The organism is Gilliamella sp. WF3-4 (assembly GCF_001690275.1).
Taxonomy (GTDB): Bacteria; Pseudomonadota; Gammaproteobacteria; order Enterobacterales; family Orbaceae; genus Gilliamella; species Gilliamella apicola_C.
This window is the reverse complement of sequence record NZ_LZGW01000032.1, coordinates 70,782-96,000: the sequence shown is the minus strand read 5'-3', so window position 1 is coordinate 96,000 and position 25,219 is coordinate 70,782. Positions and strand designations below refer to the sequence as shown.

Sequence of the window (25,219 nt, the reverse complement as noted above, 5' to 3'; positions counted from 1 at the left end):
AGGTCAAGTCCTTTTGGGGATAATTTTTTATTAATAGGTAAAATATTAGGTTGTGAGTAATGAAAAAATTTAAATTATGTTCCGAATTTAAGCCCGCTGGTGATCAACCTGAAGCTATAAAAAAAATTAATCAAAATCTTGATGACGGAATTGCACATCAAACTTTATTAGGGGTAACAGGATCGGGTAAAACATTTACTATGGCAAATGTTATTGCTCAGCATAACCGCCCTACAATCATTTTGGCGCCCAATAAAACATTAGCAGCCCAGTTATATGGCGAAATGAAGGCTTTTTTCCCGGAAAATGCGGTGGAATATTTTGTATCTTATTATGATTACTATCAACCTGAATCTTATGTGCCATCAACTGATACTTTTATTGAAAAAGATGCATCAATCAATGAACATATAGAACAAATGCGTCTTTCTGCCACTAAATCACTATTAGAACGGCGTGATGTTGTGATCGTTGCTTCGGTTTCAGCCATTTATGGTTTAGGTGCGCCAGAAACGTATATGTCGATGATATTGCACTTAACAAAAGGCACGATTACTGATCAGCGCTCAATCTTAACTCGTTTGGCTGAATTGCAATACACTCGTAACGAAATAAACTTTAGCCGTGGTACGTTTCGCGTGAGAGGGGATGTGATAGATATTTTTCCTGCTGACTCTGATGAGCTTGCTGTACGTGTTGAGCTATTTGATGATGAAGTCGATCGTATTGTAATGTTCGATCCTTTAACAGGTAGCAGTGTTAGTGAAGTATCGCGAATCACCATTTATCCTAAAACGCACTATGTTACACCAAGAAATATTATGGAAAATGCCATAGCACAAATTAAACAGGAGCTAAAAGAACGGCAAAAGGTGTTATTAGACAATAATCGCCTATTGGAAGAGCAACGTTTAACCCAGCGAACACTATTTGATATTGAAATGATGAGTGAACTTGGTTACTGCTCTGGGATAGAAAATTATTCACGCTTTCTAGCTCAACGCAATCCAGGTGATCCACCTGCAACGTTATTTGATTACTTGCCAGCAGATGGTTTATTGTTTATTGACGAATCTCATGTTGCTATTCCGCAATTGGGGGCAATGTATAATGGTGATCGTTCTCGAAAACTTAATTTGGTTGAATATGGATTCCGCTTACCATCAGCGCTAGACAATCGACCTTTAAAGTTTACTGAATTTGAAAATATTATGCCACAAACTATTTATGTATCAGCAACACCAGCCAAATATGAAATAGAAAAATCTGGTGGAGAAATCATTGAGCAAGTAGTTAGGCCTACGGGGCTGCTCGATCCTATTATCGAGGTTAGGCCCGTTGCTACACAAGTTGATGATCTGCTATCTGAAATCAAAATTCGTATTAATAACGACGAGCGAATATTAGTAACTACACTAACTAAACGTATGGCAGAGAACTTAACTGACTATTTGTCAGAACATAGTGTCAATGTAAAATACTTACATTCAGATATCAACACAGTTGAACGAATGGAAATAATTCGAGATTTACGCTTAGGAAAAGTGGATGTACTCGTTGGGATTAACTTATTAAGAGAAGGGCTAGATATACCAGAAGTCTCTTTAGTGGCAATATTAGATGCTGATCGTGAAGGTTTTTTGCGCTCGGAAAGTTCTCTCATTCAAACCGTTGGGCGCGCAGCTCGAAATGTGAATGGTAAAGCCATATTGTATGCTGATAGAATAACGCCAGCTATGCAAAAAACGATTGACGAAACTTCTCGCCGTCGAAAAAAACAAGAAGACTTTAATACAACGCATGGCATTACACCAAAATCGGTACGCAAAGAAATTAAAGACATATTAGAAGCAGGTTTAAGCACTAAAAAGTCAACAGCCAAAGTACAGGCATTTGAACCAGGCAAACCATACCATTATGTTTCAGTTAAAGAAGTACAAGCAAAAGTGAAAGAACTTGAAGCAATGATGTATGAAGCTGCTCAAAATCTTGAATTTGAAAAAGCAGGTGTGTTGCGTGATGAAATAAAAAAATTACGTGCGGATTTTATAAAAGTATCTTGATGGCGCATTTAACAAGGAAAAAAGATGACAATAACTCGAATTGATCCAGATGATCGTTGGTCTGAAGCTGTGATCCATAATAACGTTATTTATTACACAAGCGTTCCTACTAATCTTGAAAATGACGCTTATGTGCAAACCAAAAGTGCATTAGCTGAAATTGACAAAATATTAGCCCGAGCTAACAGTGATAAAACGCGTATATTAGATGTAACATTATTTTTAGTTAATAAAAGTGACTTTGCAGGTATGAATAAAGCATGGGACGAATGGGTAGCTCAAGGTAGTGCACCAGTACGTTGTACAGTGCAAGCTGAGTTAATGAAAAAAGAATATTTGATAGAAATGAAAATCGTGGCAGCAGTAAAAGCCTAGTTTTTCTATTATCGCCGATACTATTCGGCGATACCTCTAAGGTTATTTTCTTTACCTCGTTAATTGTAGCTTTTTTGTTGCTAAGTGATAAAGCCATTATGATCCCCATTAACAAAATTTTAGTGTATACTTTGCATACATTCTATTTTAATTATTCTCACATTTGCTATGCACACTCAACCTAAAATTGCCATTGTTATGGGATCTAAAAGTGATTGGAATACAATGCAACATGCCGCTGATATTCTTGATACATTGATTATTCCCTACCATGTTGAAATCGTTTCTGCTCACCGTACTCCTGATAAATTATTTCGCTTTGCCGAAGATGCTAAGCAAAAAGGCTTTGATGTGATCATTGCGGGTGCTGGTGGTGCTGCCCATTTACCTGGCATGTTAGCAGCCAAAACACTCGTTCCTGTATTCGGTGTTCCCGTGCAAACTGCTACCCTAAGTGGCGTTGATAGCTTATATTCCATTGTGCAAATGCCTAAAGGCATTCCTGTTGGCACATTGGCAATAGGCAAATCGGGGGCAGCCAATGCGGCATTACTTGCTGCGCAAATTTTAGCTTTGCATGATAAAGCTATTTATCAACGTTTATCAACATGGCGATTAAATCAAACGGATGATGTATTAAATCATCCCGATCCAAGAGTGAATGCATAATATGAAACTTCGATCTGTTTGTGTACTGGGTAACGGGCAATTAGGACGAATGCTTAAGCAAGCTGGTGAACCATTAGGTATTAAAGTCTACCCTGTAGGGTTAGAGGAAGAACCAACGACAATTCCATATCAACAATCAGTGATAACCGCCGAAATAGAACGTTGGTCAGATACACCATTTACACAGATTCTAGCTAAACACCCTCATTTTATTAATCGAGATATCTTTCCGCTTATTGCTGATCGTTTAACGCAAAAACAGCTACTCGATCAACTTGGTTTACCTACCGCTAAATGGTTTTTACTTAATCAATCTCAGGATTGGCAAAAACTGTTTACCGAACTGGGTGAGCTATTAATTGTTAAACGTCGCACTGGTGGTTATGATGGGCGAGGGCAATGGCGAATTTCGGTTAATAACCCAATAAACGTGCCAGATGATCTCTATCAGCACGCTATTGTTGAACAAGCTATTCCATTTGACGAAGAGATGTCATTAGTGGGCGCTCGTAACGCAAAAGGTGAAACAGTATTTTACCCCCTTACTCATAACTTACATCAAGATGGCATATTAAAAATGAGTGTTGCATTACCTAATGCTTCCCACTCATTATTACAGGCAAAAGCTGAAAAAATGCTATCTGCCATTATGCATAAATTAAATTATATTGGTGTGATGGCAATGGAGTGTTTTATTGTTGGTGATGATTTACTGATCAATGAACTTGCACCACGTGTGCATAATAGTGGACATTGGACGCAAAATGGTGCCTCAATAAGCCAATTTGAGCTACATCTCCGAGCTATATTAGGGCTGCCATTACCTAAACCTGATGTGTTTTCACCTTCGGTTATGGTTAATTTAATTGGCACAGAATTAAATATTAATTGGTTATCTATCGATTTAGTTCATCTACATTGGTATGAAAAAGAAGTCCGAGTTGGGCGTAAAGTAGGGCATTTAAATTTAACTCATAATCAACCTGACAAATTGCTAAAAGCATTAGACACTTTAATATTGCTATTGCCTTGTGATTATCAAATAAGCATTGAATGGGCAAAACAAAAATTATTGTAATTTAGTAAGTTAAACCAATCAAGGTGATTAAATTTAAGGGTAGATCCATGGTCAACTTCAACCAAAAAATTAATTATCAGCGTTACGCCAGTAAACAGCGTGAAATACTGTCTGATGAGTACTCAATAGTGCGTTGTTTTGAAAGCGATCGCGAGCGTATTATTAATTCCGCTGCCATTCGTCGATTACAACAAAAAACGCAAGTCTTTCCACTAGAACGAAATTCAGTGGTTAGAACACGGCTCACTCATTCTATGGAAGTGCAACAAGTGGGTCGCTATATTGTTAAAGAAATCGTCAATCGACTAAGCAAATCTAGGCAACTAGAAAAATATGGATTTGATAATTGCGTAATGGCTATCGAAAGTCTGGTTGAGATGGCCTGTTTAATGCACGATATTGGCAATCCCCCATTTGGTCATTTTGGTGAGGCTGCTATTAATCAATGGTTTACGTTACGCCTAGGGCTTGGAAAACCCACAGCTTATAGTGAACTTGATATAAATGATAACGATACCGATGAAATCAAAAAACTTAAAACAAAAATCCGCCAAGATCTATCTAATTTTGAAGGTAATGCACAAGCAATTCGATTAGTGCATACAATATTGCGTCTTAATTTAACCTATTCACAAATTGCCTCAATTCTTAAATATTCCAAACCGGCCTATTGGTCTAAACAAGTGCCGGCTGAATTTTCTTATTTAATGAAAAAGCCAGGTTATTATTTATCAGAAGAGCCATTTATAAAAGAGCTATCTAAACAGCTTGATATTAAACCATTCCATCGATATCCATTGACCTACATTATGGAAGCTGCCGACGATATCTCATATTGCATTGCAGATCTAGAAGATGCTGTTGAAAAGAAAATCCTAACAGTAAAACAGCTCTACGTATACCTAGCAGAAGCATGGGGACCAGTTAAAAAAGACGATCTGTTTGATACCATTGTGAATCGACCTTATGAAAACTTAAAACAGAATGGATTTGATGCTATTGGTATTGATCAGTTCTTTATGTATTTACGTGTTAACACTATCGGTAAGCTGGTACCCCATGCAGCGGAACGTGTTATTGAAAATATTGAAGCAATCTATCATGGATCATTTAATTATGCTTTACTTGAAGATCATAGCGCTGAATATAAATTACTAAATATTTTTAAAAAAGTTGGATTTGAACATGTATTCAATCATGAATCGGTCGAAAATATTGAACTTCAAGGATACCGAATTATTAGTGGGTTGCTTGATATTTATAGTCCATTGCTTAATATGCCAACTCATGACTTTTTAAAATTGGTTGACAATCAATATCACAAACATTATCCCATTGAGACACGCTTATATCATAAATTATCCTCAAAACATTGTGTCGCTTATAAACAAGCAATCAGCGAACTTAATTCAAATAAAACAAGTTTCGTGTGTATGGAATTTTATTACCGATGCCGATTATTGCAAGATTATATTAGTGGTATGACCGATCACTTTGCTTATGATGAATATCGCAAGTTAATGGTCACATTCTAGCTTGTAGCAATTGATTAAATGATTGGGCACTACTAATATGCATTGGCACCAGATTAGTGCGTGGCTAATAGTTAAAGTATCCAAATAAACTGTAATTATTTATATTACTCATCATTGAGAAAAACGATTAAGCCTAGATCTTTATTTCAACTACCTTCCATATTCTTTTTAAATAACGCAATTTAGTTCAAGTTATCAATTTCTGGCATGTTCTTTGCATTATTCATTTTGTATCTCAAATTTATTAGGAGCATTAAATGAAATTAGTCACTGTAGTTATAAAACCTTTCAAATTAGAAGAAGTTAGAGAAGCGTTATCTAATATAGGTATTACAGGATTAACTGTCACTGAGGTTAAAGGTTTTGGGCGTCAAAAAGGCCATGCAGAGCTATATCGTGGTGCCGAATATAATGTCAATTTTTTACCTAAAGTTAAAATCGACTTAGCCATTAGCGATGATCAGCTTGACGAGGTTATTAGCACTGTAGCTAAGGCTGCGCATACTGGCAAAATTGGCGATGGCAAAATTTTTGTCACTGCACTTGAACATGTAGTGCGTATACGCACTGGTGAAACCGATGACTCGGCGCTGTAATTTATTGTTAAGGGTATCATTATGTTGAAAAAAGCTATTTTATATTTAACGATTTTATTTTCAAGTTCTGCTTTTGCTGGAGAAGTTGGCATAGCTGATAAAGCTGATAATGGATTTATGATGATCTGCACAGCATTAGTTCTGTTTATGTCTATTCCGGGCATTGCTTTATTTTATGGTGGTTTATTGCGCTCTAAAAATGTGTTATCGATGTTAACACAAGTATTGGTTGTTTTTTCGCTAATTTCTGTGTTATGGATTGTTTATGGTTATTCACTTGCTTTTGGAGAGGGTAACTGGTTTTATGGAAATTTGAATCACGCATTATTAATAGGTATAAGTATTACTAATGTATCAGGAGCTATTTATGAATTAATTTGGGTCGCATTCCAAGGATCGTTTGCTTGCATTACCTGTTGCTTAATTCTGGGAGCTTTTGCTGAACGGATTCGTTTTTCAGCAGTACTCATTTTTATGGTGCTATGGTTTACATTTTCATATATTCCTATGGCGCATATGGTATGGGGTGGTGGTATCTTAGGTGATGAGGGAGCACTTGATTTTGCCGGTGGCACTGTAGTACATATTAATGCAGCGGTTGCAGGAATAATTGGTGCTTATTTTATCAAAAATCGCATTGGTTATAATCGTGAACCACTAAAACCGTTTAATTTGCCTTATGTTTATCTTGGTGCAGCCATTCTTTATATTGGATGGTTTGGCTTCAACGCCGGCTCATCAACACATGCTGACGAAATTGCTGGTTTAGCTTTTATTAACACAGTTGCAGCAACTGCCGCCGCAGTTTTAGCATGGACATTGGCTGAATGGTTCTTCCGCGGAAAACCATCTTGCCTTGGTTCAGCATCGGGTGTGATAGCTGGATTAGTAGGGGTAACGCCAGCCGCAGGTCTAGTCGGGGTAGGTGGGGCTATGTTAATTGGCTTTATTTGTGGTTTTGCTGGTGTTTGGGGCGTATCAACACTCAAACGAATTCTAAAAATTGATGACACTTGTGACGTATTTGGTGTACATGGTGTATGTGGCATCGTCGGTTGCATATTAACAGGTGTATTTGCATCAGAATCCTTAGGCGGTGTCGGTTATACACAAGGTATTACTATGGTAAGCCAAGTTGCTATTCAGTTGATGAGTATTATAACTTGTGTAATTTGGACCACGGTTATTTCTTTTATTTCTTATAAAATTGCAGATCTTTGCGTTGGTTTGCGTGTGTCAGAAGAACATGAAAGAGAAGGGCTTGACATCAATAGCCATGGTGAAAGTGCATTTAATAGTTAACTGCAAACACAAAAAAGCTCATATTTCGAGCTTTTTTGTTTCCTACTATTGCTATAATGTTGTGGTCGTGCTTAGTGTGTTACTTTCTATTCTACTTATTGTGATATTCCAAAGCTTAATCGTCCCAAAGCATAATTGCATTATCATCAGTTAAAATTAAAGGTGGAGCAAAAAGATACTCTTTAACTTTAGCGGGTAAAGCTTGCATATCATTAAAATTAAACTGCAACTCAGGGTAAGCGTTAGCGATTTTTTTGATTCGAGTATCTAATAACTCCTTTACCTTATTAGATTCTTTGGTAATAGCAATTTCATCTTTCAGCATACTAATCTGCTTTTTATGGTGCTCTGATTCAAATATTTCATTAAAAATAAAGGAAAAACCGCCTTTATTAGTTCTATTACTATCATGATACTCCCTATATTCGGAATGGTGTAATTTAAGTTCCTTAACACGTAATGCAATAATCTCATCAATATGATCAGTATAATAATTTAATGTAGGATCTAAATAAGCTAATGTTCTATGTTCAGGTATTGCATCATTACTATGTACTAAGGTAAATAAAGGTTTTTTAAATGTCTTCATTCTGTCACTTCCTTTTTAATTAAAAGAAAAAGGTAACAAGACCTTCAATACCAAAAAGCGATTGTTACATTTTACGTAAAGATCTTTCAGGGTAACATGGCGCTTTAATATAAAGATCAATAATATTTCAAATAGTTATTTTAATTCTTCAAGAAATATTCAAACTAATGAGTTCGAATTACAAAGCAAAAAAGTTTAAAAAATAAAAGGCTATTGGTAACAGCCTTCGCTAGATAAACAGTTCCAAATGAAAAAATAACTAAAGCATGTTCGTAACATACTAATACTCAAAATATCAATTGTTATATTCTAAGGCTAGGCTAAATAGCCTTATTTACTTATAGGTCATGTTTTAAAGGCGAAGACGGTATCAACCAATAGCACAACGCCTTTACTTAATACTTGACTAAAACATCTCAAGAGTCGAATAACGAACTATTTAAATAGTCATGACTCTTATTAAGACACATTTAGTTTTGGAGAGTTCAATAATATTGCTAGATATAATTTTTTTGTTAAAGGTTCTTCTTTAAACCTCATAAATACAATGTAAAACTAACACATCTATCATAATAATTTTTAACATGTTTGATTGCTAATGCGTAAAAATAGTGTGACTTATAAAGTTATTCATCTTTGGACTAAATTTTAGCAAAGCTAGCTAAATTGACAAAACAACTATAGATATGGTGATGATAAATTAGGTTTTCAATACCCGAGGGCATTATTACTTCATTGCTTTTGCAATACTAACAAATAAAGCTAGTTCACTATTTATTAATCAAGACGAAGTTAAATCATTATACCACTTTTTTACTAAATAATAAATACAAATGTTATTCAACACTTCAGTTAGTATCTAATCAATGCTTAATAATAAGCTAAAGGTGGGCTGGATTGTTTTTTAAATGCAACTAATCTTTTACTTAAAGTAGTATGTTATTTAATGGTTAAAAATGACTTACAATAAACTATACGGGTTTATATTGTTTTAAAAACGATTATTAATTAATTTTTAAATAAAATGAGCTAAAAACAACTAAAATAAATAATAAGGGTAGGGTATTTGCCTACCCAGTTATTTTGAGTTAATTCACTTTTTTATGTTTTTTAAGTTCGGCAAAGCAATTGCGAGCAGGATGATAATCACGCCTACCCATTGATTAAAATAAACCGATTCATGCAAATAAAAAAATGAACAAGTTACCGCAACAGGTAGCTCTGCAGCTGACAGAATCGCACTCAAAGAAATACCTATTCTAGGTATTCCGATTGAAAATAAAAAAGGAGGTAACACAGTTCCAAGTAATGCTAATAAAAATCCTAATTGATATAGTTTATCGCTAATATCAAGCTTAAAGAAAAACAAAGGTGGAAAAATTAAAAAGGTGATAAAGCAGGCGCCAGTAATCATTAAAGCACTTTTTTCAAGTTTAGGTAATTCATTACCAATATTGCTACTAGAACTAATAAAGAGCGAATACATTAGCGCAGCTAGAAAGCCAAAAAAGCAACCTGTTAAATTTAAACTAATATCTTGATTAAAAATACCAGCTGCTAGGCTACTTCCAAAAATAATCACAATAACGGTGATTAGTTGGGTGATAGAGGGTTTATTTTTGAAAATAACAAAATCAATAATGACACTAATCCATAAATATTGCATTAATAAAATAATTGCAATTGATGCAGGTACTAATTGCACGCATTGATAATAACAAATACCTACTAACCCAGGAAAAAGCCCAACGGCAAACACCTTCCATTTTTTTGTTGGTTGAGGTATTTTAGTAGCCGAATTTGATAATGCATTATCCGTTGTTGTTTTGGGCTTGCGGGTTGTTTTAACAATAAGGTGAAGGCTCCATAACATTAGCATCCCCAAAAAACACTGGACACCAGTAACTTCGCCTAGTGTATAGCCTGTTTTATAAGCAGTTTTTACAATTGAAGAAAGCACACCAAAACTACATGCACCTAAGAAAACCAAAAAACCACCTAAAAATTTATCTTTCATAATTAAATCTCGTAACACTAAAAAAATAACATTGTTGAATATATCGACAAAAAACACAATAAAAGCCCTAGGGGGACTTGTTTTATTCAACCCCCTATAGCTTTTAACTCATTTATTTAAAAAATGTAGCAAAACAGTGATAAGTGATATTCTAAAGTCCGCTAATCTACATAAACAAGGGATTACTCTACAGAATTGTTTTTAGTATAGTTATAATTAAATGAATAATAAAAAACAATACCTAGCACAAGTGCATAAGAAGCAAAAATTAACCAAATTGTTTGCCAATCCTTAACACCATTATGCGTACACATGTCAACAACAACACCACTTAAAATCGAGCCAAAATAAGCACCAATTCCGTTGACCATGGTCATAAATAGTCCTTGAGCGCTAGCTCGAATATTTGAGTTAACTTCTTTTTCAATAAAAATAGAGCCTGAAATATTAAAAAAGTCGAATGCACAGCCGTAAACGATCATTGAAAGCATAAGTAGTACAAACCCGAAAGGTGTTGGATCACCAAATGCAAATAAACCAAATCTGAGAGTCCAAGCAATTATGCTTATCATTATGACTTTTTTAATACCAAATTTTTTGAGAAAAAATGGGATAGTTAAGATAAACGCAACTTCAGCCATTTGTGAAACAGATAATAAGATAGCGGGGTATTGTACAATTAAACTATTTTGAAATTCCTGGATTTTACCAAAATCATGTAAGAAAGCGCCACCAAAAGTATTAGTGATTTGTAATATTGCACCAAGCAACATAGCAAATAGAAAAAACACCGCCATTACTGGGTTTTTAAATAACACAAACGCATCTAACCCTAAATAAGAACTCCAAGACTGTTTTGGTTTTTTTTGCGTTTCGATATTGGGTAAGGTTGAGCTATAAATTGCAAGTATTAAAGAAGCAATGCAAGCAACATAGAGTTGAGCACTGCTCAACTCTAATTTACATAAACTGACAGTCCACATTGCAATAATAAAACCTACTGTACCAAAGACGCGTATTTTAGGGAATGTGGCTACCGTATCTAAGTTATCTTTATCTAAACAGTGATAACTAATTGAGTTAGATAAAGCAATAGTAGGCATATACGCTAACGCATTGCCTAACATCGCCCAAAATAAAAGCGTTGCATTGTTTATTGATGCAGCATAAAAAAGTGCAATTGCACAAATGGCATGGCAAAACATATAAAGATATTTGGCTTGCAAAAACTTATCAGCGATGATACCAACAATAAATGGGGTAATTAATGCAGCCAAAGCTTTAGTGCTAAAAATCATTGATACTTCAACACCTGAAAAGTGCAAAGTATTTAGTAGACAAGCACCAAACGTCATCAACCAACTTCCCCAAATAAAATATTGGAAAAACATCATTATTTTTAATCTATTTTTTATGTTCATTGTTTATTCCTAAAATAAAGTAAAACCTTTTATAGAAAACCACAAATAAAAAGTACTGATTAAAAACGTTCAATCGTTTTTGTAATAAGTTGTAAAAAGGTTGATTTAACGCGTTCTGCTGTTTCTATCACTTCTTCATGCCCTAGCGGTTGATCTAAAATGCCACAAGCCATATTGGTTAAGCATGAAATACCAATGGTTTTTATACCTGAATGATGCGCTATAATGGCTTCTGGTACGGTTGACATACCAACCGCATCGGCACCTAAAACGCGGATCATTCTAATTTCGGCTGGTGTTTCATAAGTTGGACCAGTCCACCAAGCGTAAACACCTTCACGTAAGGTAATATTAAGTTCGTTTGCTACATCCATTACTGTTGCGCGCAATTGTTTGTTATAAAGCTCACTTACATCTAAAAAGCGCACGCCTAAATCAGGATTATTAGGTCCAATAAGTGGATTATTAGCAGTTAGATTGATATGGTCGGTAATCAGCATTAAATCGCCTGGTTTAAAGCCAGTATTCACTGCGCCACATGCATTAGTGATAATCAATTTTTCAACACCTAACATTTTCATCACTCGAACAGGGAAAGTGACTTGATCTAACGAAAATCCTTCATAATAGTGAAAGCGACCTTTCATTGCCACGACTGTTTTGTCGCCACATTTTCCAATAACTAGTTCATTGGCATGGCCAACAGCGCCAGATTTTGCAAAATGGGGAATTGTGTCATAAGCAATATGAACAGCATCTTCAAGTGTATCGGCAAAAGGTCCTAGACCTGAACCTAAAATAATCCCAATAGTTGGTTTTTTATCTGTGTGTTTTTGAATATAGTTAACGGCTTGTTGAATATCTGAAGTTTGATGCATGATGGTATCCTTTCAAAAAGTTAAATGCTAAAGTAACACAGGCACAATAAAATAAATAATAACAATCTATTATTTGGCTTAATTGGATAATAAGTTTATAAAGTAATTAAAAAACAGAATAAACTCTGAGGTATATATTATGATGATCTTCACTCAATAAAGAAAGGTGAGAATGGCGGTATCTTGGATTGAATGAGAGAATGTTTTTTTTACTCTTTATTATTCAATATATTAAATTAAAAATTAATTTTGATGATCAACATTGATCAAGGTGAAAATCGCCATTAGATTAGTCGATCTTCGCCAGAATAGATCACACCTTTATCATCTCTAAAAAATCCTAATAACGTCAAGTGGCACTGTTTGGCTAAATCAACAGCCATTGAGGTTGCAGCTGAAACCGCTAACAAAATCTCTACACCACAATTAGCCGCTTTTTGTACCATTTCGTAGCTAGCACGGCTTGATACTAATACCACGCCTTGTCGAAAGTTAGCGTTGTTAGGCAATTGCATTGCTCTAAATCCAAGCAGTTTATCTAATGCCACATGCCTGCCAATATCTTCAAAACCTGCTATAAATTGCCCTTTCAAATCTAACCACACGGCCGCATGTGTGCAACCAGTCTGTTCACCTACATGTTGAACTTGCGATAAATAGTTTAGCGTAGCACTAAAATCAGTTAGTTTAATCTGGCTTGTTAAAGGCAAAGAAGGAATGGTTTGGTAGACTTGATCTATTTGCTCAGTGCCACAAATACCGCAGCCTGTGCGCCCTGTCAAATTACGGCGTTTCTCCTTTAGTTCACTAAAGCGCCGAGACGAAAGTTCAATCTGCACTTCTATACCTTTGGGGCTATTAACAACATCAATACCATAAATATCATTAACTGATTGAATGATATTCTCAGTTAATGAAAACCCAATTGCAAAATAATGTAAATCTTTTGGTGTTGCCATCATTACTACATGAGAAATTCCGTTATAAATTAATGCAATTGGTTTTTCAATAGCTAGTGTATCAGGCTGTGGATTTTGTAATTCACTATTTTTAAATTTACGCACAAGAATTGATTCTATACCGATTGCCATAATTTATCTCTTATTAATTGGGTTATCATTAAAGCTATCATAAGTGTAAGCTCAAATGTTAATGAATTTAAAAAACGCTAATACTGTGTAAAATTATACAACAGATAGCGCTCTTAGCTCTAAACGCCTAATATTATGGTAAAATGACTAATTATAATCAATTGATAGTTCACAAGCTAACCCATGTCCCTACACGAAATTACATTGACAACCATGCAATTTATTGAGCATCATCAAATTTGGGCGTTACCGATTATATTTTTATTAGCATTTGGGGAGTCATTGGCGATTGTCTCGCTTTTGGTTCCTGCGACTGCTGTTTTATTGGGGATAGGCGCTTTAATTGGTGGCGGTGCAATATCATTTTTACCTGTATTAATTGCTGCTACTGTGGGAGCTGTTTTAGGGGATTTCTTATCTTATTGGTTAGGAAAGCACTATCATCAACAAGTCATTGCTTCATGGCCTCTCAATAAACACCCTAAATTAGTTTATCGTGCCGAACAATTCTTTTTGCGTTATGGAGTGCTAGGAGTGTTTATTGGGCGCTTTTTTGGGCCATTACGTGCAATTGTGCCATTAATCGCTGGCACAATGCATATGCCAGCTGCTAAATTTAATCTAGCCAATATTGCATCTGCACCCGTCTGGGCATTAGCATTGCTTGCTCCCGGCGCTTTCGGTGTGCCATGGCTAGAAACACTATTTAACTAAATGGTACCAACAGTATAACTACGACGCCCACTTTTGCGACCTAACGCTTCCAAATTGGTTTGTAATGGTGGGAATGGTAATGTCAAATGATGTTCACGATAAGCTTCAAGTATTAGCTTATGTATAGCGCTTCGGAGCATCATGCGGTGTCCCATTTCGGCAGCAAAAACACGTAACTCAAACAACTGAATACCTTCTTGAATATCTACCAAAAAGACCTGAGGTTCAGGATCGTTAAGCACATATTCACATTCATTTGAAGCTTGTTGTAGCAGTTTGATAACCAGATCACTATCAGCATCAATCGTTGCGGGAATGGTTAACACAATACGCGTTATCGAATCAGATAACGACCAGTTTACCAATTGTTCCGTAATAAAAGCCTTATTAGGCATTACAATTTCTTTGCGATCCCAATCCACAATGGTAATGGCACGAGTATTTATTTTAGTGATGTTGCCTGTTAAATCACGAATTGTCACTGTATCACCAATGCGTACTGGTTTTTCGAATAAAATAATTAGACCAGAAATAAAATTGGCAAATATTTCTTGTAAACCAAAACCTAACCCAACACCGAGTGCAGCAATGAGCCATTGAATTTTAGACCAATCGATACCAATAAAAGAAAACGCAATCATGCAACCTACCATCAAAATAATATATTTTGAAATAGTAGAAATAGCATAACCTGTTCCAGGAGCTAGCTCTAGATGCTGTAAAATGCCTAACTCTAACAAAGCAGGCAAATTTTTGACTAACTGTACGGTAATTGTCATGACTAAAATCGCAATGCATACCGCTCCAAGAGTAATGTATTGCTCAATTTCAGTGCCGTTAACAATAGCATTTGTTTTCCACAGTTTAATATTATTCATAAAGGCAAAAGCTGAATGTAGTTCTGACCATAACAAAATCATACTAATGAGCGCAATCATCATAATAATTGATCTCACTAAATGTAAAGATTGAGCACTAATAGCATCTAAATCAATAACGGGTTCATCAACGTTGTCGCTAAGTGAATTAATATCTTCATCGTGCGATTTGGCACGTTGCATGCGCTCTAAGCGGCGTTGCTTGGTGCGCTCAAATTCAATACGGCGTTTTTGGATCCACATCCAACGGCGAATCATAAAATAAATAACTAACAGCGCAAACCAAATAATGACTGATGCTTCAAGACGCCCCAATAGCACTTGGGCAGTCGATAAGTAGCCCAAACAAGCCGCAATAATGGCAAGCCATGGCGCACTCAATAAGATAAACCATAAAATATGACTTAATAAATTATCACCAGAGCTTTTTTTATCAATATAAAGAGGAACCCCTGCACGATGAATGGCGTTAGTCATAAACACTAAAGCAAAGCAAAGACAAATAAACGCCGTGCGACCAATGGTAGCAGCAAATTGACGATTGTTGTACTCGTCAAAACTCATGACTATCATTACTAATGGAATCACAAGCCAAATCGAAAGTTGATAATATTTCATTGCTGCACGTACGCTACGTTCAGGCCAACCAAAGTGGGCAATAAAAAGCCCATTCGATGAGGCAAAATGGGCTGAAATAATAAATACCCATAAAATTGGTGCTGCCGCATTCACTCCATAACCTAATGCAAAGGCGACGGGATAATCCCAATTAATCTGTAACGCATAACCAAATACTGCCCACAAAATTGGTACTGGTAACGCCATAATTAATGAAAACATAACCACTTTTAGCGTTAAAGAATAACTATCTTGTGTTACTTTACCGACGCGGGTAGCTGATTTATTTAAAAAAATGTTATATTTAGCGCGCATCTTAAAATGCGCAAACACAAACATTAACGACAAAATAATTAAAAACAGTGGCTTTGGTGCACTAAGCACTTCTGCGCTCGCATTATAAAGTTGTGAAAGGGTATCGATCGAAAAAATCACATAAACCACATCTTTAGCTAAGTTGATTGGATAGTTCATCGATATTGGGTTGACATCTGCCACCCAAAAAAAGTAACGATGTGCAGCATCGTTCACTTCGTCAATTGCATTAGTGAGTTGCTTATTTGCAATTTTTAATTTAGTTAATTCTAAGATGGTGGTATCTGTACCAGAAATAAGCGTCTTAAGTAATTCGGTTTGTTCTCGAATTAAACGGCGATATTGTGTGGCCTCTTTCACACTATTAAGTGGATTGGTTAAAGTTGGATAATCATCTAAGGAAGTTAAAATATTGCTATAATTAAGTTGTTGGGCTTTTGCTTCAGCAATTTCGGCATCAAGCGCTTGCGATTTAGGTTTTTCGGGTAAGCGTAACAATTGTTGACGTAAAGTTTCGCCAAGCGCTGTTGAAAAGCTCAGCCATTCGCCTTGCTCATCAAGCGTGGCTAGCGTATTTTGTACATGTGAAATCTGTGTAGTGATATTGTTTTGTTCATTAATAATACTGGTTAAATGCGTTTTTTGTAGCTCCATATTTTGTCTGAGCTCATCATTTTTATCACTCAACAGGTGAACAACTTGTGAAAGATCTTCTTCATTATTAATGATTGGCAGGGTTTCTTCAGCAAAGGTGAGTGAAGAAAACAACGCCACAGCAAGGCACAAAACACTACGAATCCACATAAAGCTATATCCTATTGGCTAATTTTTGACCCACACGAGTAACATCCCCCACCTTAAGATAGCTTTCAAACTCAATAGCATTTGATGCAAAGAGCGTAATAACCGTTGAGCCTAATTTAAAGCATCCCATATCTTGCCCTTTGGTTAATTGTATCCCTTCGGCATAAGTCCAGCGTTTCATAATACCTTCACGCGGTGGCGTAATAATGCCTTCCCATGGCACTTCTATACTACCAACAATGGTTGCTCCCACTAAAATTTGTGCCATTGGCCCAAATTCGGTTTCAAATAAACAAATCACACGTTCATTACGTGCAAAAATATTTGGAATGCTTTCGGTTGTTGCTTTATTGACTGAAAATAGTGAACCAGGCACATAAATCATCTCACGCAAAATACCGTCACAAGGCATATGAAAACGGTGATAATTTTTAGGTGATAAATAAGTGGTTACATATGAACCATTTTTAAAAAACTTAATCATATCAGCATGACAAGCAACCAGAGATTCTAAAGAATAAAAATGCCCTTTAGCTTGTAACATTTGGGTATCTTGAATAGTACCAAATTGGCTAATGACACCATCGGCCGGCATAATAACGGAGCTATCTCCAGTATCAATCGGGCGCGCATCATCATTCAATTCACGAGCAAAAAAGTCATTAAATGTTTTAAATTCTTTTGCATCGCTAATTTTTGCTTCGCTCAAATCTACTTTATATAGTTTACAAAAGCCCATAATCATCCATGTTGTGACCTTTCCCAACTGTTTTTTGGCAAGCCAACCAAATATAGCGGTTAATAACTGTTTAGGTAGAAGATACTGAATAATGGCTTTTAACTGATTTAACATATATCACTCTCAATAAGTTCGCAAATGCGAACATTATAACAATATTTACACATAAAGTGTAAAACGACTGAATCTTATAAGATATGATATTGGTTACTTACATTTTTAACACATTGCACACCACAGAAAGCAATATTGTTCATCATTGTATGCATTAGTCACCTAAGTTAGATAAAATTTATTTAACAAAATGGTATGGAAGTAATGAAATAAAAATTCACTTAGTGAATCATCACTTGAGCAGAAAACCTGTACTTCAACTTGATGATGGATGACAATTGATGTGTATTTTGCCACCATAATTAATGAGTGGTGATGGCTATTTAAAACGCCAAAATGAAAATTTATTAAGGCGTTATTCTTGTCGAATTTAAAGCAAAATTCACAATATGGCGGTAAATAAAAATTATTTTATCCATAGGTACTTTAGTGCTTAATTTTTAAATGAAATAGTCATATTATTTGATTATGTGCTACTACTCGCTAAAAAACACAAAAAAGACTAAATTATCGATAATAAACACAGGAATTAATATACATATTGACCATTTCATATAACCAAAAAAGCTGGGCATGTTAATCTTATTTTGAGTGGCAATGCTTTTGACCATAAGATTAGGCGCATTGCCGATATAACTCAGTGCACCCATAAAAACCGATCCCATTGATATAGCGAGTAATGTCTTGTTAAGTGTTGTCATTAGTATTACCGCATGACCCGATGCCAAATTGAAAAAAACAAGGTAGGTTGGTGCATTATCTAAGAAACCCGAAAGCAAACCAGATAACCAAAAGTACATACTATTAACTGGCTCGCCTTGAGAGTTGGTTACTAGCGATACTAAAGGCGCTAGCGCGCCGTTGCTACCTTTGTGTAAAATAGCGAGTACAGGCACAATAGTAATAAAAATGCCAATAAATAGCTTTCCAACTTCAACGATGGGAGCCCAATTAAATTCATTACCTGCTCGTATTTGTTTCGGGGTTATTTTTATCGAAATTATTGTTATGGTAATGAAAATAATATCGCGAATTAAATTAGGTAAAGTAATGTGTGCATCTAAAACGGTAAAGTAAATTGATGAGTGCCAAATGCCCGACATTAGTACACTAGCAATAATTACCAATAATAAAAAAATATTTCTTATACCATAAATTTTAACTTTTGTACTTTTTGTGGTTGAAGTCAAAGTGGGAAAATTACCATATTGTAAACGAAAGTAGTGGCAATCAATCATATAATAAATAACTAGTAATAACAATGAGTTAAGCAAGATTGGCAATAACATATATTTAACTGTCCAGCCAAAATTAACACCTTTTAAAAAACCAATGAATAAAGGTGGATCGCCCAGTGGCGTTAGCCCACCACCAATATTGGCGACTAAAAAGATAAAAAAGATAACTGTGTGCACGGCACAGTTTCGCTCTCGATTGGCTCTGATTAAAGGGCGTATCATTAACATTGCTGCGCCTGTAGTACCCATGATTGAGGCTAATACCGTTCCGATTGCCAGCAAACCAACATTTAGCTTGGGTGTGCTAAGCACATCGCTTTTAATCAAAATTCCGCCTGAAACGGTAAATAGTGCCAACAATAACAAGATAAAGGGAAGATATTCCACCATAATTGCATGAACGGTAATATTGATGGCGGTTTGCAAACCAAATGAAAACAACAAAAAGGCTAAAAATAACAACGTCCAAAAAATAATGATTTTGCCGTAATGGTAGTGCCAAAGTTGTGGCAAAAATAGCGGAATTAACGCAATAGAAAGTAATATCCCCACAAAAGGAATCGCCCAAAGTAGTGATAAATCATATTCGTTAAAATCCATTGCATAAAGATCAAAAGGGAAAAGCAATAATGCAAAAAGTGATACCAGCGGTAAGTTAAAATAATTTTTCATGTCATTTTTTACTTTTTTAAATTGGTGCAATTATAACAAATAAAAACTAAAATTAATTTTAAAAAGCGTTTTATTACTTTTTATTCAGTTTTATCAATTAAATACCACAACAGAGACAATGAAATATTATAATCACGCCATTATAAGCTGGCGTTAACCGATAGAGGGTAATAAATTTCTGTACTGATTATTTTTTAGTGATATTACTCTTGTTTTGCAATGTCGGTATTTTCGCTTAATTGCTCTAAATATTTTATAATAGCGACTATTTAATTTTCAATAAAATAGGAACAGTGTGCCAGTATCATTCAAAAAGCCTTCTTTGCATAACCGTAATAAACATCAAAACGGTTATCATTTTGATCTGCTCATTCAAACTTTGCCTAGTTTGGCACAGTTTGTTAAGCCCAATGGTTATGGCAATTTGTCGATTGATTTTGCCGATCCTAAAGCAGTTAAAATGCTCAATAAGGCGCTTTTACTCCATTATTACCAGTTATCGTGGTGGGATATTCCTGATGGTTATTTATGCCCACCAGTTCCTGGAAGGGCAGATTATATTCATTCTTTAGCAGATTTATTAGCACAAGACAACGGTAATCAGATCCCTTGTGGCAAGCAAGTGAAAGTGCTTGATATCGGAGTTGGTGCAAATGTGATTTACCCTATTCTTGGGCGTGCTGAATATGGCTGGTCGTTTGTTGGTAGCGACATTAATCCGATTGCTATTAAAACAGCATCGTTAATTTGCCAAGCTAATAACCTATTAAATGGATCTGTGTTATGTCGATTACAGAAAGACAAGAAGACAATTTTTAAACATATTATTAAACCCAAAGAATTTTACCTGCTAACACTGTGCAACCCACCATTTCATTCTTCTGAGCAAGAAGCATTGGCCAGCACGCGTAAAAAGCTGACAAATTTAGGTAAGTTAACAAGCCCAACACAAAAAGCAGTTCTTAACTTTGGCGGGCAACATGCCGAGCTTTGGTGTCAAGGTGGTGAAAGTGTTTTTATTACAAAGATGATTAAAGAAAGTGTAGTGTTTAAACATCAATGCTTATGGTTTACTTCGTTAGTATCTAAAAAATCCTCATTAGAATTAATACAAAAACAATTAAAAGTGGCAGGTGTCATTGATAGTAAAATTATACCCATGGCACAAGGACAAAAAGTAAGCCGATTTGTAGCGTGGACATTTTTTAATAAAAATGAGCGTAAAGATCTTTTTAAAAAGATTTCAGGAAATACATCCGTTTCAATAAAAAACAACTCAGCATATTAACTACATTGATTTTAAAAGCATCACAAAGGTAAAGCAAATATGGGGAGAGGCGTGTCAATTTAGATTTTATTGGTGGTTGGATCTTAATATCGACACCGTTTTTAAGGTATTTAATAGAATAGTAAGTCGTTTTAAATAAAAACGTTAAGTATTGGCGGGTTATTTTACTCGCTTTGGATAAGCTTTGAGTAAATTGTTGTGTGCGTTTTGTTCTGATAACCAATAGGCGTAATTAAAAATAGGAAATGCATTTTTATACATACTTAGATAGATGCAAAAGCACTAGTGAAGGAAAACAACTGGAGAATTTATTTTACTCATCGGGCATTTATTTTATTAAAATGAATTCCGATGAGTAGTTAGTATTTATCAGATTAAGTTTGGGCTAATACGGCGCAGCTTTTAAATAATAGGTGGTCGGTTATGCTTTATCTTATACCCATCTTTCATTATCTAAAAATCACTAACCATTTAGGTGCACCTTTACGTAACTACCCCCTAAAATAGTACAGCAAAAAAGTAGAAAATTCTCTATGATAAAAGTAAAAGAGGATTTAATTATGAAAAAAATGACTGAACATCAAATCGTCGCTATTTTAAAAGAAGCAGAGGCAGGTGTACCCGTTAAAGAGTTGTGCCGTACATATGGCATGGGTAATTCAACTTTCTATAAATGGCGAGAAAAATACAGCGGAATGGAAACGTCGGATATTAAACGCTTAAAGGAGCTGGAGGCTGAAAACCGCAAGTTTAAGCAGATGTTTGCCGAACTGAGCTTAAAATCCCAGCTTCAGGAAGAAATTATAAAAAAGCTTTAGTGCCAACTGGGGCACGTAAAACGTGGGCACAGCAACTACAACAAAATCATTCGGTTACTATTGCAATGAGTTGTGCTATTGTTGGTTTAAGCCGTTGTGCTTACTATTATCAATCTAAGTTACAGGATGATTCGGTGATTGTTTCGGTGTTGAATGCTATCACAGATAGGCATTTACGTTGGGGCTTTCCTAAATGTTTTCATCGAATCAGAAAGCTCGGCTATCAATGGAATCATAAACGAGTATATCGGGTGTATTGTGAATTAAAGCTTAATCTCAAGGCAAAGCGTAAAAAACGCATTCCTCCACGATGCCCGTAAAGGTTATTTGTCCCCAATAAACAAGGTGAATGTTGGTCAATGGATTTTATGAGTGACAGTAGCTGTAATCAACGCCGCTTTAGAACATTCAATGTCATCGATGATTTTAATCGTGAGGCGTTAGGTATTGATATTGCAGTAAGCTTACCCGCAGGAAGGATTACCCGTTACTTAGATAAACTGGCCGAATATCATGGGTATCCATTAAAAATACGGGTCGATAATGGGCCAGAATTTACAGGAAAAACCTTTACCAACTGGGCTAAATTACATGGTATAACCATTAATTATATCCAGCCCGGTAGTCCTTATCAAAATGGCTATATTGAACGATTTAATCGTACCTATCGTACTGAAGTACTCGATTTATATCTTTTTAACAACTTAGCACAAGCAAGGAGAATAACCGAAGAATGGTTAACGATTTATAATACCGAAAGACCGCATGAGGCATTAAATAACATGACACCGATTGAATACAAAAAACTAAAACAGGCTGCTTAATTTTCTACGTGAGTTATGTACTAAGTTTGGGGTATTTACAACACAATATTAATTTATAACAGAATTAAAGCTTGTTAAATTTCTGCCTGATGTTGGGATTTTTTTATCTTTTTTAGATCTGCATCGTAAGTTCAATAATGAACTTGTTTTAACTCACCTTAATAATAACCGGATGTCCAGCAATAAGGTCGCTGATAAAAGCGTTGAGGGGATTGTTGGAAAAGAAACTGATACACAATTAGTGCCAGATACTTTTGTATCAGATGTTACTACTCATAACAAACAAACAGGACAGTTAAATGCAAAAAAAACAGGTATTTATGGCGCTCATAACCAAGATGCTTTTTTAGAATCAATTGAAATGACAGAGGCTAAAATTGTTGGTCCTAAATATACAGATGCACGTTTTCTTGGTTTGATTGAGTATGAATTTCAGCTACCAGCTAGAGCAGCAAACGGACCAAATGCAGGTAAAATTATTCGTTTTAAAAAAGCTGAAAAGAAAACGACCTATGATCCCACAAAACTTTCCGATGCAAAAGTAGCAGATATGTCAAATAAAGCAGCGAAAAAAGCGGAAGATTATTTTAGAAATAATCCAGATAAAAGAGAATATTCTGTACAAATTGATGGATATTGGTTCACTGTAACAAAAAATCAAAGCACAGGTAAAATAAGCAATGCATTTCTTACAATACCAGAGAGGAATATAAAATGAATCATAATTTAACATGGTTAAATAAAATAGCAAAAGAAATAGAAGAACAAGGAGGAGGTGATTTATATTACTTAATCGAGACGATGTACAAAGAGCATAAAATGAATCTTTTACAATTTATTTACGATGCATCAAGAGGAATTGGCTGTATTGTTCACGAGGGATTAGAATATGTTTTAGATCAAGATTTAGATGATCCGGAAGAATTTGATGAGGTATCTTTTTTAGTAGGGGATTATGAAAGTTCAACACTATCTCCCCAACATTTTGTTGAACTTATGCAAATAATATCAAATAGCTATATTGAAGCGCATCCTAAAGATAAAGATTCAATCGAATTTTATATGAATAAATTAAGAGAACGTTATTCAAAGTAAATAGTAAAATCCCTCACATAATTAGTGGGGGAGCATGTTTTATTTATTAAAATTAACAAGAAAAATTTAACAATTAGCTTATCTTGTTTGATTTTTATCGCATTAATTCTGGCAATATCAGTATCATTATAACGGATAGCTTGCCGAAATCACCAGACATCAGCCACGCCGTTATCGTTATGATAACGCCGGTCAATTACACACAGTGACTTACCCTGAGGTCAATCCCAAGCAACATCATGCTGAAAAAGTCGAGCAGTTTGATTATGACCAAATTTACCTTTATTATTTTGATAAACTAAATGAAAAAGCATTAAAGTTATTACAAAATAACCAACAACCATTAATGGGTACAGATGGCATTTTAACGCCATAATCGAACAATGCTACGCCTGTTTGTAAAGTAATTTATCCCACTACTCTAATTCGCTACCCAATTGATTAATTAGGTATTCTACTTCGTTATGTGCTGTCGTTGGGTAAACGATAATCCATAAATTATCATCCCCCGATATGACATTAGCAAGATTAAAACCTTGTTTTTTAAGTTCTCGATTAAAATCTGCTAATACTCCATCATTTGAAACAGTTGTGCGGTTATCGTAATGACGCATATTAGGGAACGAAACATGGTTAACACCAAAATTATTGAGTAACAGATCTGCAATCCCTAATTTAAGCTCATCAACGCTTTCGTTCCAATCGATTTGTAGCATAAATTCCGGTTGTAATATATCGCCTAATATCTCAACTTGGCGAAAAGTGATCAGTTCGTCTTCACTCACTAAATAATCTGTTTCAAATTCCTCATCTTCGTCTTCATCCCATTCATAATGATCAATCACATCATTAATCCATTGTAAATCAAGACTGTTAGTTAAAAGTGCTACCAATTTTTTTAAGTCTTGCCTAAATTCATCTGTAATAAGCCATTGCATATAATATTCCTTTCTATTTTAATTGATTTTTTACTATTAGATTTGTTGCTTTTATTATAAAGCAAATGATATTGTCAAATTAGCCTTGTGTAAATATCCCAAACTTAACACACAAGCCACCTAGAAAATTAAGCTGCTTGTTTTAGGAGATAGTTATATTATCAACTAAAGGTAACAGTTAATTCTATTGCCAAAATCCATACTTAAGATGATTATGCTACAAAAATCATTCAGAAAAACCATTGATTTTATTGGATTTTTTATTTTATAAAATGATAGTAAATAATAACATAAATTCTTTTGTCACAATACTACCTAAAAAGAGTTGGAATATTTTCAGAAGCCGAAGATACCAACAAAACAAACTTGATACAGACACCATTAGCTTTAGTGATATCAAAAACAAGCTGAATTTAATGTTAACTATATCTGGATAAGTGGCGGTACAGAAGGCATTGGTTCATTTTTTTGCGAGGATGAATGGTTAGTGCCTTAATATATACTAGGGGTAGGATATGCCGAAGCGTCTGTAATACGAATGGTGCAGTCA

The 25,219-nt window shown here is 35.1% G+C and carries 20 protein-coding genes and 2 pseudogenes; 13 read left to right on the top strand and 9 right to left on the bottom strand.

Translation table 11 applies throughout. The features are described 5' to 3' along the window. The first annotated feature begins 59 nt into the window (after positions 1-59). The 7 genes from uvrB to amtB all read left to right on the top strand — a co-directional run bounded on the left by uvrB (position 60) and on the right by amtB (position 7,618). Complete coding sequence (gene uvrB, locus A9G47_RS07670) at positions 60-2,063, top strand: excinuclease ABC subunit UvrB (protein WP_065642603.1); 2,004 nt, start codon at positions 60-62, stop codon at positions 2,061-2,063. Between the two features lie 24 nt (positions 2,064-2,087). Then, positions 2,088-2,438, top strand: coding sequence for a RidA family protein (locus A9G47_RS07665; RefSeq protein WP_065642602.1), 351 nt, complete (start codon positions 2,088-2,090; stop codon positions 2,436-2,438). Positions 2,439-2,606: 168 nt separating this feature from the next. Continuing rightward, on the top strand, positions 2,607-3,107 hold the full coding sequence (gene purE, locus A9G47_RS07660) for a 5-(carboxyamino)imidazole ribonucleotide mutase (protein WP_065568453.1): 501 nt from the start codon (positions 2,607-2,609) through the stop codon (positions 3,105-3,107). Position 3,108: 1 nt separating this feature from the next. Continuing rightward, positions 3,109-4,185, top strand: a complete 1,077-nt coding sequence (purK, locus tag A9G47_RS07655) for a 5-(carboxyamino)imidazole ribonucleotide synthase (RefSeq protein ID WP_065642641.1) — start codon at positions 3,109-3,111, stop codon at positions 4,183-4,185. A 47-nt stretch (positions 4,186-4,232) separates the two neighbouring features. Beyond that, positions 4,233-5,720, top strand: coding sequence for a dGTPase (gene dgt, locus A9G47_RS07650; protein WP_065642601.1), 1,488 nt, complete (start codon positions 4,233-4,235; stop codon positions 5,718-5,720). A gap of 257 nt (positions 5,721-5,977) precedes the next feature. After that, a complete protein-coding gene (gene glnK / locus A9G47_RS07645) occupies positions 5,978-6,316 on the top strand; it encodes a P-II family nitrogen regulator (protein WP_065568451.1) in 339 nt (112 codons plus the stop codon). A 21-nt stretch (positions 6,317-6,337) separates the two neighbouring features. Next, positions 6,338-7,618 (top strand): ammonium transporter AmtB, encoded by a 1,281-nt coding sequence (gene amtB / locus A9G47_RS07640; protein WP_065580841.1) that lies wholly within the window; start codon positions 6,338-6,340, stop codon positions 7,616-7,618. Between the two features lie 115 nt (positions 7,619-7,733). Here the strand turns inward: amtB and A9G47_RS07635 are convergent, their stop codons facing one another. The 5 genes from A9G47_RS07635 to fdhD all read right to left on the bottom strand — a co-directional run bounded on the left by A9G47_RS07635 (position 7,734) and on the right by fdhD (position 13,614). After that, positions 7,734-8,207 (bottom strand): hypothetical protein, encoded by a 474-nt coding sequence (locus A9G47_RS07635; protein WP_065568449.1) that lies wholly within the window; start codon positions 8,205-8,207, stop codon positions 7,734-7,736. Positions 8,208-9,300: 1,093 nt separating this feature from the next. Then, positions 9,301-10,224, bottom strand: a complete 924-nt coding sequence (locus A9G47_RS07630) for an EamA family transporter (RefSeq protein WP_065642600.1) — start codon at positions 10,222-10,224, stop codon at positions 9,301-9,303. Between the two features lie 182 nt (positions 10,225-10,406). Further along, positions 10,407-11,645, bottom strand: coding sequence for a nucleoside permease (locus A9G47_RS07625; RefSeq protein WP_065568447.1), 1,239 nt, complete (start codon positions 11,643-11,645; stop codon positions 10,407-10,409). Between the two features lie 59 nt (positions 11,646-11,704). Then, on the bottom strand, positions 11,705-12,523 hold the full coding sequence (locus tag A9G47_RS07620) for a purine-nucleoside phosphorylase (protein WP_065568446.1): 819 nt from the start codon (positions 12,521-12,523) through the stop codon (positions 11,705-11,707). Between the two features lie 284 nt (positions 12,524-12,807). After that, a complete protein-coding gene (gene fdhD, locus A9G47_RS07615) occupies positions 12,808-13,614 on the bottom strand; it encodes a formate dehydrogenase accessory sulfurtransferase FdhD (protein WP_065642599.1) in 807 nt (268 codons plus the stop codon). A gap of 183 nt (positions 13,615-13,797) precedes the next feature. On the opposite strand from fdhD, the gene A9G47_RS07610 reads away from it, so the two are divergent. Beyond that, positions 13,798-14,328 (top strand): DedA family protein, encoded by a 531-nt coding sequence (locus A9G47_RS07610; protein ID WP_065568444.1) that lies wholly within the window; start codon positions 13,798-13,800, stop codon positions 14,326-14,328. Here A9G47_RS07610 and mscM read toward each other — a convergent pair. From mscM to A9G47_RS07595, 3 genes and pseudogenes are all read right to left on the bottom strand, one after another. Then, positions 14,325-16,943, bottom strand: a complete 2,619-nt coding sequence (mscM, locus tag A9G47_RS07605) for a miniconductance mechanosensitive channel MscM (protein ID WP_065580666.1) — start codon at positions 16,941-16,943, stop codon at positions 14,325-14,327. The two genes, A9G47_RS07610 and mscM, sit on opposite strands and share 4 nt — an antisense overlap. 7 nt (positions 16,944-16,950) lie before the next feature. Further along, positions 16,951-17,796, bottom strand: a pseudogene (gene asd / locus A9G47_RS07600) (archaetidylserine decarboxylase); the annotation flags it as partial. 476 nt (positions 17,797-18,272) lie between these two features. After that, positions 18,273-19,706 carry a sodium:proton antiporter gene (locus tag A9G47_RS07595; RefSeq protein ID WP_065642597.1) on the bottom strand — a complete coding sequence of 478 codons (1,434 nt, stop codon included), beginning with the start codon at positions 19,704-19,706 and terminating at the stop codon, positions 18,273-18,275. A gap of 295 nt (positions 19,707-20,001) precedes the next feature. On the opposite strand from A9G47_RS07595, the gene rlmF reads away from it, so the two are divergent. The 5 genes and pseudogenes from rlmF to A9G47_RS14255 all read left to right on the top strand — a co-directional run bounded on the left by rlmF (position 20,002) and on the right by A9G47_RS14255 (position 24,107). Next, complete coding sequence (gene rlmF, locus A9G47_RS07590; protein ID WP_065642596.1) at positions 20,002-20,994, top strand: 23S rRNA (adenine(1618)-N(6))-methyltransferase RlmF; 993 nt, start codon at positions 20,002-20,004, stop codon at positions 20,992-20,994. A gap of 560 nt (positions 20,995-21,554) precedes the next feature. Beyond that, positions 21,555-22,636, top strand: a pseudogene (locus A9G47_RS07580) (IS3 family transposase). 172 nt (positions 22,637-22,808) lie between these two features. Beyond that, positions 22,809-23,354 carry a CdiA family toxin C-terminal domain-containing protein gene (locus tag A9G47_RS07575; RefSeq protein WP_065642594.1) on the top strand — a complete coding sequence of 182 codons (546 nt, stop codon included), beginning with the start codon at positions 22,809-22,811 and terminating at the stop codon, positions 23,352-23,354. After that, entirely contained in the window at positions 23,351-23,731 is a 381-nt protein-coding gene (locus A9G47_RS07570; protein ID WP_065642593.1) for a hypothetical protein, read from the top strand. The genes A9G47_RS07575 and A9G47_RS07570 overlap by 4 nt, the downstream gene beginning before the upstream one ends. Before the next feature lie 205 nt (positions 23,732-23,936). Next, on the top strand, positions 23,937-24,107 hold the full coding sequence (locus A9G47_RS14255; RefSeq protein WP_176700677.1) for a hypothetical protein: 171 nt from the start codon (positions 23,937-23,939) through the stop codon (positions 24,105-24,107). A 40-nt stretch (positions 24,108-24,147) separates the two neighbouring features. Here A9G47_RS14255 and A9G47_RS07565 read toward each other — a convergent pair whose 3' ends face one another. Beyond that, entirely contained in the window at positions 24,148-24,669 is a 522-nt protein-coding gene (locus A9G47_RS07565) for a DUF6630 family protein (protein ID WP_065642592.1), read from the bottom strand. Positions 24,670-25,219: the final 550 nt, after the last annotated feature.